The 14160-nt window shown below is 65.0% G+C and carries 11 protein-coding genes and 1 tRNA gene; 7 read left to right on the top strand and 5 right to left on the bottom strand.

Features of this window, described 5'->3' with window-relative positions; translation table 11 throughout:
- Positions 1-184 precede the first annotated feature (184 nt).
- Both AC1DVM_RS05510 and AC1DVM_RS05505 read left to right on the top strand, forming a co-directional pair.
- Complete coding sequence (locus AC1DVM_RS05510) at positions 185-1765, top strand: hypothetical protein (RefSeq protein ID WP_477252696.1); 1581 nt, start codon at positions 185-187, stop codon at positions 1763-1765.
- A gap of 137 nt (positions 1766-1902) precedes the next feature.
- Positions 1903-2853: a DUF6454 family protein gene (locus tag AC1DVM_RS05505; protein WP_477252695.1), complete on the top strand. Its 951-nt coding sequence runs from the start codon at positions 1903-1905 to the stop codon at positions 2851-2853.
- Positions 2854-3240: 387 nt separating this feature from the next.
- Here AC1DVM_RS05505 and AC1DVM_RS05500 read toward each other — a convergent pair whose 3' ends face one another.
- The 4 genes from AC1DVM_RS05500 to AC1DVM_RS05485 all read right to left on the bottom strand — a co-directional run bounded on the left by AC1DVM_RS05500 (position 3241) and on the right by AC1DVM_RS05485 (position 7320).
- Positions 3241-4410: an isovaleryl-CoA dehydrogenase gene (locus AC1DVM_RS05500; RefSeq protein ID WP_477252693.1), complete on the bottom strand. Its 1170-nt coding sequence runs from the start codon at positions 4408-4410 to the stop codon at positions 3241-3243.
- A gap of 129 nt (positions 4411-4539) precedes the next feature.
- On the bottom strand, positions 4540-5439 hold the full coding sequence (locus AC1DVM_RS05495; protein ID WP_477252692.1) for a glycoside hydrolase family 25 protein: 900 nt from the start codon (positions 5437-5439) through the stop codon (positions 4540-4542).
- A gap of 87 nt (positions 5440-5526) precedes the next feature.
- The gene (gene mgtE / locus AC1DVM_RS05490) at positions 5527-6948 is read right to left on the bottom strand and encodes a magnesium transporter (RefSeq protein ID WP_477252690.1); all 1422 of its coding nucleotides are present in this window, start codon (positions 6946-6948) and stop codon (positions 5527-5529) included.
- 287 nt (positions 6949-7235) lie between these two features.
- Positions 7236-7320: transfer RNA gene (locus AC1DVM_RS05485), tRNA-Leu, on the bottom strand.
- 257 nt (positions 7321-7577) lie between these two features.
- On the opposite strand from AC1DVM_RS05485, the gene lipB reads away from it, so the two are divergent.
- The 5 genes from lipB (at position 7578) to AC1DVM_RS05460 (ending at position 13269) form a co-directional block, all read left to right on the top strand.
- Complete coding sequence (lipB, locus tag AC1DVM_RS05480; RefSeq protein ID WP_477252688.1) at positions 7578-8282, top strand: lipoyl(octanoyl) transferase LipB; 705 nt, start codon at positions 7578-7580, stop codon at positions 8280-8282.
- Positions 8283-8428: 146 nt separating this feature from the next.
- Positions 8429-8755, top strand: a complete 327-nt coding sequence (locus tag AC1DVM_RS05475; RefSeq protein WP_477252687.1) for a hypothetical protein — start codon at positions 8429-8431, stop codon at positions 8753-8755.
- A gap of 35 nt (positions 8756-8790) precedes the next feature.
- Positions 8791-10398 carry a carboxyl transferase domain-containing protein gene (locus AC1DVM_RS05470; RefSeq protein ID WP_477252685.1) on the top strand — a complete coding sequence of 536 codons (1608 nt, stop codon included), beginning with the start codon at positions 8791-8793 and terminating at the stop codon, positions 10396-10398.
- A 341-nt stretch (positions 10399-10739) separates the two neighbouring features.
- Entirely contained in the window at positions 10740-12470 is a 1731-nt protein-coding gene (gene ilvD, locus AC1DVM_RS05465) for a dihydroxy-acid dehydratase (RefSeq protein ID WP_477252684.1), read from the top strand.
- Positions 12457-13269 (top strand): tetratricopeptide repeat protein, encoded by an 813-nt coding sequence (locus AC1DVM_RS05460; RefSeq protein WP_477252682.1) that lies wholly within the window; start codon positions 12457-12459, stop codon positions 13267-13269. Before ilvD ends, AC1DVM_RS05460 begins: the two co-directional genes overlap by 14 nt.
- Positions 13270-13279: 10 nt before the next feature.
- On the opposite strand, the gene xth is transcribed toward AC1DVM_RS05460, so the two are convergent.
- Positions 13280-14068, bottom strand: coding sequence for an exodeoxyribonuclease III (gene xth, locus AC1DVM_RS05455; protein ID WP_477252680.1), 789 nt, complete (start codon positions 14066-14068; stop codon positions 13280-13282).
- Positions 14069-14160: the final 92 nt, after the last annotated feature.

Raw genomic sequence — 14160 nt, 5'->3', positions numbered from 1 at the left:
CAAAAGAGCGGTGCCTTCGGTCATCGTTGCCGCAGGCACGCGCATTCCCGACGAGACGGATTGTGTTTCACGAAATCTCCCGTAAAACCGCCGAGAGAAGCCATGATTCGCTGTTCCCCTGATGGCGATAGAACACAACCGACTGGGCCGTTTCCCCGGCGCCAGCGCGAAATTGAGGCCCACCGTGAGGGCTATGCATATTACCGGAAGCGCCGCGCAGCTTCCTGTCGCTCAAGTGGTGGAACGACCGCGTACCGTCGCCGCGCAGGCGGTGCTGGTGGCGGCGCTGGTCATCCTCCCCCTGATCTATACGCTCGTTCCGCCTCTGCAGGATTATCCGAACCATCTCGCCCGGATGTTCGCTTTGTCGAGCCTTCCCGGAAACGAGGTCCTGGCGCATTTCTATCAGGTGGAATGGGCGGCCATCCCCAATCTCATCATGGACATCGTGGTCCCGCCGCTGGTGCCGGTCTTCGGCGTTTATCTGGCAGGTCGCATCTTCATCGGATTGACCCTGCTGCTGATGCTGCTCGGACCGATGGCGCTGCAGCGAGCACTCTACGGACGCTGGTCCGCCTGGCCCCTGTTCGGCGGGATTTTCCTCTATAACGGCTTCCTGTTCGTCGGCCTGATGAACTACCTGTTCGGCGTCGGCGCGGCGGTGTTCGGCCTTGCCGCATGGATCGGGCTTTCCGACCGCAATCCCATCCTGCGCGGGCTCGTCAGCCTGGCGTTCTGCGCGGTGCTCTATACCTGTCACCTGTCGGCGCTCGGATTGTACGGCCTCTCGATTGCGAGTTTCGAGGCGTGGCGCCTGTGGGACAGGAAGCAATGGCGGCCCAGCATCCTCGCCGCCAGCGCCGTGACGGTCGGGGCACCCTTCCTGCCGTTCCTGTATCTCCTCGTCACGAGCCCGACCTGGGGCCTGTCGCACGATTTCAGTTGGCAGGCGCAAGGGAAGCTCGATGCGCTGACCATGATGGTGTCGGTCTATTCGGACCTGACGGATATTCCGCTGCTGCTGATGCTCGCCACGGCCCTGTGGTTCGGCATTCACCGGAAGCTGATCCGCATCCACCCGGCCGGCGTGGTCGTGGCGGTGGTGCTCTCACTCGCCTTTCTGGCCATGCCGCGTCTCGCCTTCGGCTCCTGGATGGCGGATCAGCGCCTTGTCGTCGGGATCTTCCTGATGACTCTCGGCTTCGTGTCGGTCGATCTGCGCAAGCTCGAATACAACCATGCGTTCTTTGCCATCTGCCTGGTCTCGGTGGCGTTTCGCGTGGTCGATGTGTCGGTCAACTGGTCGGCGATCGCCCAGCCGCTTCTCGAATTGCGCAACTCCATCCGCGCCATGCCCCAGGGCTCTCGGCTGCTCGTCGTCGATGCCGATGTCACCGATTCGGCCGTCGCCATCGAGGCCGCCATGTCGCATGCGCCCAATCTTGCCGTCATCGAGCGCTCGGCCCTGGTTTCCCGGTTGTTCGTCGTCCCGGGCAAGCAGATCCTCCGGGCCCGCGAAGGCGCCCGTGCGCATGTGGACAATGAGGACGGGGATACGCCCACGATCAGCCGGGTGATGGCGTCGTCCGACGGACCCGCCCCGTCGGGACCTGCCTATTGGGACAATTGGCTGGACACCTACGACTACATGATCGTGCTGGGGACCGACCCGAACGAATCCGCCAATCCCGATCCCGACCTCCTCCACATGATTCACAACGGCCGCGAATTCCAGCTGTTCAAGATCGTGAAGCCCAAGTCCTGACGCGGAAATGCCGGACCGAACGGGCGATCGGCCGGGGCCTTGCGTTGCCGGGCGCGCCGGGTTGAGATTTACTCGGCGTCAGCTCCTTGGCGTTCGCTGTGTCCAAAGGGCGGAAATCTCAACTGGGAGAGACCTCGATGAATCGCAGTTTGCAGTGTCTGGCCGCTTGCTTGCTCGTCGCGGCGGCGCCCGCGGCCCATGCGGCGGAAAACAAAGCCGCGGCCGCCGCCGAACAGGTGGTCAAGCTGACCCGCGGAACGGCCTGGAAACAGGTCGAGGCGGTGCCGATCAACTTCCTCACCCACCATCCGCAAGGCATGGTCAAAATCGGCGACAATCTTTTCGTCTCCTCGGTCGAGATCAAGACGCCGACCAAGCGCTTCCCGCAACCCGTCGACGGCTATGACCGGGACACCGGGGAGGGCGCGGGGCACCTGTTCAAGATCGACCCGAAGGGCAATCTCGTCGGAGAGGTGAAACTCGGCGAGGGCTCGATCTACCATCCGGGCGGGATCGATTACGACGGCAAATACATCTGGGTGCCGGTGGCGGAGTATCGCCCCAACAGCCAGGCGATCATCTACCGGGTCGATCCCGAGACGATGACGGCCACCGAGATGTTCCGCTTCAAGGATCACGTGGGCGGCGTCGTCCACAACACCGACGACAATTCCCTCCATGGGGTCAGCTGGGGCTCCCGCCGGTTCTACCGCTGGCCGCTCGGCGCGGACGGCAAGCCCACCAATGCCGACGCCAAGCCCGAGGCTCTCAGAACCCTCAACACCTCGCATTATCTCGATTATCAGGACTGCAAATATGCGGGCGGCAACCGGATGCTCTGCACCGGCGTGACGGAAATGAGGGTCACGCCCGAAGCGCAGCCCTTCCGCCTCGGCGGCGTCGACCTCGTCAACCTCGCCGATGGCCGTCCGATCTTCCAGTCGCCGGTGCTGCTGTGGTCGCCGTCGGGCATGGACATGACGCATAATCCGGTCTGGTTCGAGGCGAGCGACGTCGGGCTGCGGGGCTATTTCATGCCCGAGGACGACAAGTCGACGCTGTACATCTACGAGGCTGCGACGAAGTAGCGGCTCGCTCCCGTCATTCCGGTGCGAGCGAGCCCGGAAGCCCTGAGCGCGCTCGTCCGACCTCTCCCCGGCGGGGAGAGGTCGAGCGAAGCGAGGGTGAAGGGGGGTGAGCGGTTTCCGGAKAGCCCGAAACCCCTCACCCGGATCTTTCGGTCCGACCTCTCCCGCAGAGAGAGGTGAAGTCCGGAGCCTCTCCCGAAGGGGTGGAGCGGCGCGGCTGCTGACAGCCGGTAGAAGTCGTTGGCGGCAATCTTCAGATTCTTCGACCCATTTGCAAACCCGTCCTCCGAAGTCGCGACCATCGCCGCCGTGCCTCTCCCGGAGTTGTTGGCGACTATGGTTTCCGGGCTCCGCCTGCGCGGCCCCGGCATGACGGATGCGTGATCTTCACGCCGATTTCTCGAACAATTCCCGGCCGATCAGCATCCGCCTGATCTCGCTCGTGCCGGCCCCGATCTCGTAGAGCTTCGCGTCGCGCAGGAGGCGGCCCGTCGGGTAGTCGTTGATATAGCCGTTGCCGCCGAGCAGTTGGATCGCGTCGAGCGCGCATTGGGTCGCCTTTTCGGCCGCGTAGAGGATCGCGCCGGCGGCGTCCTCGCGGGTGGTCTCGTTGCGGTCGCAGGCCTTGGCGACGGCGTAGACATAGGCCTTCGCGGAATTCATCGTCACGTACATGTCGGCGAGCTTGCCCTGCACGAGCTGGAACCCGCCGATGGGCTGGCCGAACTGCTTGCGCTCGTGGACATAGGGCATCACCACATCCATGCAGGCCTGCATGATGCCGAGGGGTCCGGCGGCCAGAACCGCGCGCTCGTAATCGAGGCCGGACATCAGGACGTTGACGCCCCGGCCGACCTTTCCGAGCACGTTCTCCTCCGGCACCTCGCAATCCTCGAACAGCAATTCGCAGGTATCCGAGCCGCGCATGCCGAGCTTGTCGAGCTTCTGGTGAGTCGAGAATCCCTTGAAGCCTTTCTCGATGAGGAAGGCCGTGATGCCCTTCGATCCAGCCTCCGGGTCGGTCTTGGCATAGACCACCAGCGCGTCGGCCGTGGGGCCGTTGGTGATCCACATCTTGTTGCCGTTGAGCACATATCGGTCGCCGCGCTTCTCGGCCCGGGTGCGCATGGACACCACGTCCGAGCCCGAGCCCGGCTCAGACATGGCAAGCGCGCCGAGATGCTCGCCGGAGATCAGCTTCGGCAGGTAGCGCCGCTTCTGCTCCTCGGTACCGTTGCGGCTGATCTGGTTGATGCAGAGATTGGAATGGGCCCCATAAGACAGCCCGACCGACGCGGAGGCGCGCGACACCTCCTCCACCGCCACCACATGCTCGAGGTAACCGAGCCCCGCGCCGCCATATTCCTCGCCGACCGTGATGCCGTGCAATCCCAGTTCGCCCATCTGGGGCCAGAGATCGCGGGGGAACTGGTTGGTGCGGTCGATTTCTTCGGCTCGCGGCGCGATCTTGTCCTGCGCGAAGTCGCGGACCGTCTCGCGGATCGCATCGGCGGTCTCGCCAAGGTCGAAATTGAAGGCGCGGATGTTCGGGATCATGGCTTTCCTCCAACCTCGTGCGATTTTGGCATCGGCTTGGGTCGAAGGTTCGGGCAGGGAGCGGCAATTTGCAAGGGCGGCAATTTGCAAGGGCGTCAATTTGCAAGAGCGGGAGGCCCCCCCGCGCCGCTACTCTTCCGCGCTCGCGTAAGCCTCTCCGCCGCCCACATTGCTGCAGACGCCGGTGTTCTTCAGCCGGGCGTGGTCGCGGGGGTCGCAATTGCTGGCGAGGAACATGCGCCACTGGTTGTCGGTGCCGTAGAAGGTGTTCCGGTCAATATCGCCCGACACGCCGGGGACGCGGCCGGTGGTGGTGAATTGCCAGAAGGTCCAACGGCGGTCGTTGTAGCGATGGTGCGGCTCGGCGGCGGTGCTGCGGATCCAGAACGGATAATCGGTGAACTCGCCCTCCAGGATCTCCTGGTGGAAGGTGATGTCGGTGTAGATGATGGGGCGCTTGCCCGTATGCGCCTCCATCTCCTTCAGCATCAGGTGGATCATGGCGAGCGCCTGCTCGCGCGGCACCTTCCGCGGGCAGTTGACCGACTCGCCGTTCCATTCGACGTCGAGGACCGGGGGCAGGGCGGTCGGATCGTAGGGGACGTTCCGCTTGAACCACATGGCCTGTTCGTGGGCCGGGCGGCACCAATAGACGAAGTGATAGGCGCCGCGGGGGACCCCGGCCTGTTTGGYGCCGGCCCAGTTTTCCATAAACCGGTTGTCCACGTGGTCGCCACCCTCGGTGGYCTTGATGAAGGCGAATTTCGTTCCGGCCTGGCGCAAAGCCGCCCAATCGACCTTGCCCTGCCACTTGGAAATATCGACCCCGTGAACCGGCATTCCATGGGCGGAGGCGACGCCCGCGTGCGGACGCGCATCGCCCTTGGCGGGGTAGCGGCTGGACGGGGCAATCGCGCAGGAGGCAAGTCCGACGGCCAGCGCCAGGACCGCGCCGGCGCGCGCCGCGACCAGGATCTGGCGCAGTCGGGAGGGAGCTTTCGAGCGGCGGGAAGGACGTCGGGACTTCATCTGGTCAACTATATCCGGCGAAATCGATCTGACCAGCCATGACCCAAGCCCATTAACAACCGCTTACGAAAGAGGCTTAACGGCGGGCTAGAGGCCGAACCAGGCGGTCGCAATCCCMAGGAAAGCGAAGAAGCCGACGATGTCGGTGATGCTGGTCACGAAGGGTCCGGAGGACACCGCCGGATCGACGCCGAACCGATTGAGCGTAAGCGGCACGAAAATGCCCCCGAGCGCCGCGAAGAGCAGCACGGTGATCAGCGCCAGCCCCATGACGACGCCAAGATCGAGCGCCTGGAACCAGAGGCCCGCGATGGTGCCCATGATGACGGCGAACACGATTCCGTTCAGGAGGCCGACCATCGCCTCGCGGCGGATGATGCGCCAGGCGTTCGAGCGGCCGAGCTCGCGGGTGGCAAGCGCCCGCACCGCCACCGTCATGGTCTGGGTGCCCGCATTGCCGCCCATGGAGGCGACGATGGGCATGAGCACCGCGAGCGCCACCATGTGCTCAAGCGAGGCCGAGAAGGCGCCGATCACGTTGGCGGCGACGATCGCCGTGCACATGTTGGYGAAAAGCCAGGGAAAGCGGCTGCGCTGGGTCGTCATCACCGTATCGGACAATTCTTCGTCGGAGTGGACACCGCCGAGCTGCTTGATGTCGGCATCCGCCTCCTCTTCAAGCACGTCGACGATGTCGTCGACCATCATCACGCCGACGAGCCTTCCGGCCTCGTCGACCACGGCCGCCGACACGAGGTTGTAGCGCTCGAACATGCGCGCCACCTCTTCCTGGTTTTCGGTCGCCTTCACGCGGTCCGGCTCGTCATCCATGAGCTGTTCGATGGTCATCGGACGTTTCGACCGCAGGAGCCGGTCGAGCGCCACCGCTCCCAGGAGATGGCCGGCGGGATCGATCACGAAGATCTCGTAGAAGGTCTCCGGCAGGTCCGGCGTCTCGCGCATGAAGTCGATGGTCTGGCCGACGGTCCAGAAGGGGGGGACCGCGATGAACTCGGTCTGCATGCGCCGGCCGGCGCTGTCTTCCGGATAGTCGAGCGAACGCTGGAGCGCCACGCGCTCGATCGCCGGCAGCCGCTCGAGCACATCCGCCTTGTCCTCGTCGTCGAGGCTTTCGAGAATCGTGACGGCATCGTCGGATTCGAGGTCCCGCACGCCCTCCGCGACGGTGGCGGTTTCGAGCTCCTCGAGGATTTCCTCACGAACCGAATCGTCGACCTCGGTCAGGGCCGCGAAGTCGAAATCGGATCCGAGCAATTCGATCAGGCGAGGGCGGTGATCGGTGTCGAGGGCTTCCAGGAGGTCGCCCATTTCGGATTCGTGGAAATCCTCCACGAGATGGAGCAGGCGCGCGGTGTCCGAAGCGTCGATCGCGTCGCCGACCGCGCGGAGAAAGTCCTGGTTGATCTCGCCGTCATCGTCGCGGAACGACCATGGGGCTGTTTCGCCCTCGGGCACGCCAGGTGGCGTCAGATCGTCGACGTCCTGCATGGGTCGTTCCTCGAAGCGCTGGATCCGACGGCCTTTTAGATAGGCGCAAGCATCAGCACAATGCGCCGCAAAAGCCAAAGCCGGATCGGTGGGTTGGGTCGGTTTCCTGCCGTGTCGTTTCAAGCCGGCGCAGCGGATCGGGAAGCGACAGGCAAGTCTTGTGAACGCCACATAGCCGGACCCGCCCGTCAGCCTAGGTGACAATCCCGCGCAGGCAACAAAAAAGGCCCCGTCAGGGACCTTTTTGTAACGCGCCGGCGGATGTCCGCCGAGGCGTTCTTCAAAGCTGGTGCGGCCAAGAGGACTCGAACCTCCACGGGTCTCCCCGCTACCACCTCAAGGTAGTGCGTCTACCAATTCCGCCATGGCCGCAGAGCTTGGAGCCGGGACCGAAATCCCGTGCGAGGCGGGCTATACTAGATGGATTGCGGGACCGCAAGCCCATCGGGCCAAGAGTTTCCGCAAGGTCCAAGGGCAGGGTCCAAAGGCAAATGCCGGCCATCCGCGAGGCTTGTCCGCGGGGCGCCTTGTCTGGTGTTCCGGGGCGCATATCTCAGGCGGGTTGACCGCGCGGGGGAACGGGGATCAATACAGCGCTCCTGCCGCGCCTTTCATCCGGGTGGATCGACTTGCCGAGCCTTCGCGACAATCTCGCCGACAGCTTCCCCGCCCTCGCGGGAACGGTGCCCGTCGAATGGGCCATCGCCGAGGGGCTGACGGGATACGAGGAGGCGGTTGCCTTCATGGAAGCCCGCGCCGAGGCCATCGCCCGGGACGGCGCCCGCGAACTGGTCTGGCTGGTCGAGCATCCCCCTCTCTATACGGCCGGAACCTCGGCGCAGGATTCGGACCTCGTGGAGCCGAACCGCTTTCCGGTCCACCGCAGCGGGCGAGGCGGGCAATATACCTATCACGGCCCCGGCCAGCGGGTGGCCTATGTGATGCTGGATCTCAGTCGCCGGCAGCAGGATCTGCGCCGATACGTGGCGGCCCTCGAAGCCTGGCTCATTGCAACGCTTGCCGAATTCAACGTGCGGGGCGAGCGGCGCGACGATCGGGTCGGGGTCTGGGTTCGCCGTCCCGAACGGGGGGAGGGAGCCGAGGACAAGATCGCCGCCATCGGCATCCGCGTGCGCCGCTGGGTCAGTTTCCACGGCATCAGCCTCAACGTCGAGCCGGACCTTTCCCATTTCTCCGGCATCGTCCCCTGCGGCGTCCGCCAGCACGGCATCACCAGCCTAGTGGATCTCGGCATCCCAGTGACCATGCCGGAGGTGGACGGCGCCCTTCGCCGGAGCTTCGAGACGATCTTCGGGCCGACGGAGCGCGCCTGAGCCGCCCGGACGTGACCCGGAAGTCACAAGCGGCGATTTTTCGGCCTGTCCCCGAGGGATTTCGGCTCCCGCCGCCTCATGGCTTCTCGCCAGCGGTGCTTCATGCTCTAAGCTTGGGAGAAGATTACCTGATCGGCGGATATCCCATGACTCGCGTCCTCATCGCCTCCCTCATCGCCTTGACCGCTTCGGCCTGCGCCTACCGACCCTCTCCGACCGATGTGGTCCAGATCATGGATTCGCCGGCGGACGTGCGGGTCTGCACCCGGCTGGGCGTGGTCTCTCCGACGATCACCACGACGCCGGGCTTCGGTCCTGCCACCCAATCCATGCTGGAGGCGACGGTGGCGCTCGGCGGGACGCATCTCTATCTCGACAAACAATCGAATGATTGGCTGCTCGTCCGCGGCATCGCCYATCGCTGCGGGCCCGGCGCCGTTCGCGAACGGGTCGTCATCCGCGCGAAGGGCTGACGACGAGGTTGACCACGACAAGCAGGAGCTGAGGCGTGCCCGTCATCGCCACATCCGCCGACCTTGCCTCGGATAATGCGCGCGCCAACCGCGCCGCCTGGGCCGAACTCGCGGCGGAACTGCGCGCCAAGCGCGGGATCGTGGCCGAGGGCGGACCGGCAAAAGCCCGCGAGCGGCATTTGGGGCGCGGCAAGCTGCTGCCGCGCGAGCGGGTCACGCGCCTGCTCGACCCCGGCGCGCCGTTTCTCGAACTCGGCGCGCTCGCCGCGCATGAAATGTATGACGGCGCGATCCACGGCGCCGGGATCATCACCGGCATCGGCCGCGTCGAAGGCCGCGAGGTGATGATCGTCTGCAACGATTCCACCATCAAGGGCGGCACCTATTATCCGATGACCGTGAAGAAGCATCTTCGCGCCCAGGAGGTCGCCCGCGAGAATCGCCTGCCCTGCATCTATCTCGTCGATTCGGGCGGCGCGAACCTTCCGCACCAGACCGAGGTGTTTCCCGACCGGGATCATTTCGGGCGAATTTTCTACAACCAGGCGACGCTGTCCTCCCTCGGCATCCCGCAGATCGCCTGTGTGATGGGCTCCTGTACGGCGGGCGGCGCCTATGTGCCGGCGATGTCGGACGAGACGGTGATCGTGCGCCATCAGGGCACCATCTTTCTCGGCGGACCTCCGCTGGTGAAGGCCGCCACGGGCGAAGTCGTCTCGGCGGAAGATCTCGGCGGCGCCGACGTCCACGCGCGCCAATCGGGCGTGGCCGATCATTATGCGACCGACGACGTCCATGCGCTCGCCATCGTGCGCCGGATCGTCTCGACGCTGAACACCCGCAAGGTCGTCGATCTCGACATCGCGGAGCCGGTCGAGCCGAAATACGCCATCGACGATCTCGACGCCATCGTGCCGACGGATCTCAAGAAGCAATACGATATCCGCGAGGTGATCGCGCGGCTGGTGGACGGCTCCGAATTCGACGAGTTCAAGCGCCTCTACGGCACCACGCTGGTCACCGGCTTCGCGCGGATCTGGGGCATGCCGGTCGGCATCATCGGCAATAACGGCATTCTGTTTTCCGAGAGCGCTCTCAAGGGCGCCCACTTCATCGAATTGTGCTGCCAGCGGCGCATCCCGCTGCTGTTCCTGCAGAACATCTCGGGCTTCATGGTGGGCCGGCAATACGAGGCCGGCGGCATCGCCAAGGATGGCGCGAAGCTCGTCACCGCGGTCGCCTGCGCGCAGGTGCCCAAGATCACGCTGCTGCTCGGCGGCTCGTTCGGCGCCGGCAATTACGGCATGTGCGGCCGGGCCTATTCGCCGCGCTTCCTGTTCACCTGGCCCAATTCGCGAATTTCAGTGATGGGAGGCGAGCAGGCGGCGAGCGTTCTCGCCACCGTCCGGCGCGACAACATCGAGGCGGAGGGCGGGAGCTGGAGCGCGGAGGACGAGGAAGCCTTCAAGGCGCCGATCCGCGATACTTACGAGCTGGAAGGCAGCCCCTACCATGCCACCGCCCGGCTCTGGGACGACGGCATCATCCTGCCGTCGGAGACCCGCCGCGTTCTCGCGCTCGCGTTTTCAGCGACCTTGAACGCGCCGGTGCCGGAGACCCGTTTCGGCGTGTTCCGGATGTAGCGCCGGCGCGAAGCCGCGACGGTCTCCGGGTGACATGGTTTGCCGATTCACGGCGGATTCATGTGGCGCGGCCGCAACACCTTCAAACCTTCCTGATCTGGCCGCGCTTGGCCCACGCTCCGCCGCGATCCCGCCATAAACCGAAGGCACCTCATGGGTCTCGCTAAACTGCTTTAACGGCAAAGCTTTAGGGCAGTGGGGCGCAGACGACGGCCAGGCGCGAGCGGGTTTTTTCTGACTCTCTTGGGACGTTGCGCGAAAGGTGTGGCGCATGGCAGAGCACCAGGGTTCCGTAACCATTCGGGACCCAGTGTTACGCCAAGCGGGGAAGAGTGAAGTTCATGGATGCGCGCCGGTTCGACAAATCGAAACTCCCAAGTCGCTACGTAACGGAAGGCGCAGCTCGCGCGCCGCACCGTTCGTACCTCTACGCGATGGGTCTGACCCAGGAGCAGATTCACCAGCCATTCGTCGGCGTCGCCACCTGCTGGAACGAAGCCGCGCCCTGCAACATCTCCCTGATGCGCCAGGCGCAGGCCGTGAAGAAGGGCGTCTCCTCCGCTCAGGGCACGCCCCGAGAGTTTTGCACCATTACCGTGACCGACGGCATCGCCATGGGTCACCAGGGCATGAAGTCCTCGCTGCCGTCGCGCGAGGTCATCGCCGATTCGGTCGAGCTGACCATGCGCGGCCACGCCTATGACGCCCTCGTGGGCATGGCCGGCTGCGACAAGTCTTTGCCCGGCATGATGATGGCGATGGTGCGCCTCAACGTCCCGTCGATCTTCATCTACGGCGGAAGCATTCTGCCCGGCTCGTTCCGGGGCAAGCCCGTGACCGTGCAGGATCTGTTCGAGGCCGTCGGCAAGCATTCGGTCGGCGAGATGTCGGACGAGGACCTGACCGAACTCGAGCAGGTGGCGTGCCCGTCCGCCGGTGCCTGCGGCGCTCAGTTCACCGCCAACACCATGGCGACCGTGTCCGAGGCCATCGGCCTCGCGCTGCCCTATTCGGCGGGCGCTCCCGCCCCTTACGAAATCCGCGACCGGTTCTGCTTCACCGCCGGCGAGATGGTGATGGAGCTTCTGGCGAAGAACATCCGTCCCCGCGATATCGTCACCCTCAAGGCTCTGGAAAACGCCGCCACGGTGGTGGCCGCGTCCGGCGGCTCGACGAATGCGGCGCTTCACCTGCCGGCGATCGCTCACGAGATCGGCATCAAGTTCGACCTGTTCGACGTGGCCGAAATCTTCAAGCGCACGCCCTATATCGCCGACCTGAAGCCGGGCGGCCGCTATGTGGCGAAGGACATGTTCGAAGTCGGCGGCATTCCGCTCCTCATGAAGACCCTTCTCGATCACGGCTTCATGCATGGCGATTGCATGACGGTGACTGGCCGCACGATTGCCGAGAACCTTGCCAATGTGCGCTGGAACGACGAGCAGGACGTGGTGCGTCCGGCCAACAAGCCGATCACCGCGACCGGCGGCGTCGTCGGCCTGCGCGGCAACCTCGCGCCCGAAGGCGCCATCGTGAAGGTCGCGGGCATGCCGGTCGACAAGCAGGTGTTCCGCGGTCCCGCGCGCTGCTTCGACGGCGAGGAGGCATGCTTCCAGGCCGTCAGCAAGAAGCAGTACAAGGAAGGCGAAGTCCTCGTCATCCGCTACGAGGGTCCGCGCGGCGGGCCCGGCATGCGCGAGATGCTGTCCACGACGGYGGCGCTCTACGGCCAGGGCATGGGCGACAAGGTCGCGCTCATCACCGACGGCCGGTTCTCGGGCGCGACGCGCGGCTTCTGCATCGGCCATGCGGGTCCGGAAGCGGCGGTCGGCGGCCCCATCGCGCTGGTGCGCGACGGCGACATCATCGCCCTCGACGCCATCAAGGGCACCATCGACATCGAGCTGTCCGACGAGGAACTCGCGCGCCGGCACGCCGAATGGAAGCCGCGCGAGACCGATGCGACATCGGGCTACCTCTGGAAATATGCGCAKACGGTGGGACCGGCGCGGGACGGCGCCGTGACCCATCCCGGCGGATCGGCCGAGAAGGAATGCTATGCGGACATCTAGTCTGATTGCCGCTTGCGGCGTGGCGTTGCTTGGCTCGAGCGCAGCTTTCGCGCTCGATGCCGCGCCGCGTCCGCAGCCTCTCACGCCGACCATCAAGTATGGCTCGGCGCGCGAGGCTTTGCGCAACGGCATGAGGGACTACAACGCAGGCGACAAGCAGGGCGCTGCCCTCGCGCTCGAATATGCGGCGGGGCAGGGGCATACCCTGGCTCTCTGGAAACTCGGCCGCATGTATGCGGATGGCGACGGGGTCGAGCATGACGACCTCAAGGCCTTCGAGTATTTCTCGAAACTCGCGGACCAGAACGCCGACGAGAGCCCGGATTCGCCGAACGCCGCGGTGGTGTCGAGCGCCTTCGTGGCCTTGGGGACCTATTTCCTCGACGGCATCCAGGGCACGTATGTCTCGGCCAACCCGGGCCGGGCGGTCGAGATGTTCAATTACGCCGCGAGCTATTTCAGCGATTCGAACGCCCAGTACAATCTCGCGCGCCTCTACCTCGAAGGCACGGGCGTCGAGAAGGATTCGCGGCAGGCGGCGCGCTGGTTCAACCTGGCGGCCGAAAAGGGCCACCACCCCTCGCAGGCCCTGCTGGGGCATCTGCTGATGACGGGCAACGGCGTTCCCCGTCAGCGCGCCAAGGGCCTGATGTGGCTGACCCTGGCGCGTGAATCGATTGAGCCGAACAAGTACCAGTGGATCGGGAAGCTCTACGACGAGGCATTTGCCGTGTCGGGCGACAGTGACCGCAAACTGGCGCTCGATCTTCTCGAGCAATACATTCAGGCGCGCCGCTAAGCGTTTGCGTTTAGGCCTCGATCTTGAGGTCCACCAGCACCGGCACGTGGTCCGACGGTTTCTCCCAGCCGCGGACATCCTTGCGAATGCTGACCGATTGCAGCTTGTCCTGCGCCTGCGGCGACAGGAGCAGGTGATCGATGCGGATGCCGTTGTTCCGTTGGAACGCGCCGGCCTGATAATCCCAGAAGGTGTAGAGGCCTGCCTGGTCGTTGCAGGCCCGCAGGGCATCCACGAAGCCGAGATCGAGCAGCGCCCGGAAGCGTGCCCGGCTCTCCGGCTGGAACAGCGCATCATTGACCCAGAGAGCGGGATCGGCGGCGTCCTTCGGCTCGGGAATGACATTGTAATCCCCGCACAGGACGAGGTTCTCCTCCAGCCGGAGGAGTTCCCGCGCGTGCGCCGTCAGCCGGTCCAGCCAAGCGAGCTTGTAGGGAAATTTCGGCGTGCCGATGGGATTGCCGTTGGGGAGATAGATGGACGCCACCCGCACGACCCCGTTCGCCGTCGGCACGACCCCCTCGATATAGCGCGCATGGTCGTCGCCATCGTCGCCCGGCAGGCCGCGACGGACGTCTTCGAGGGGCCGCTTCGACAGGATGGCAACGCCGTTATAGGCCTTCTGGCCGTGAGTCGCGACGTTGTAGCCGAGCGCCTCGACCTCGAATCGCGGAAAGGCGTCGTCGACGCATTTCAGCTCCTGCAGGCAGACCACATCCGGCTCGCTCGTCTTGAGGAATTCGGCCAGATGCTCGAGCCGCTGCTTGATCGAGTTCACGTTCCACGTCGCAATCCGCATCGGCTCACTCTCGTTTCGAGATCCTTGTGGGGTTTCATCGGATGTTCGCGCAGGTCTGGCAAGGCCGGAGCCGAACGCCATCCCCATCCCCG

The organism is Microvirga sp. P4_A5 (assembly GCF_056402495.1).
The sequence above is the reverse complement of the archived record's forward strand: the minus strand, read 5'-3'. Positions and strand labels throughout refer to the sequence as shown.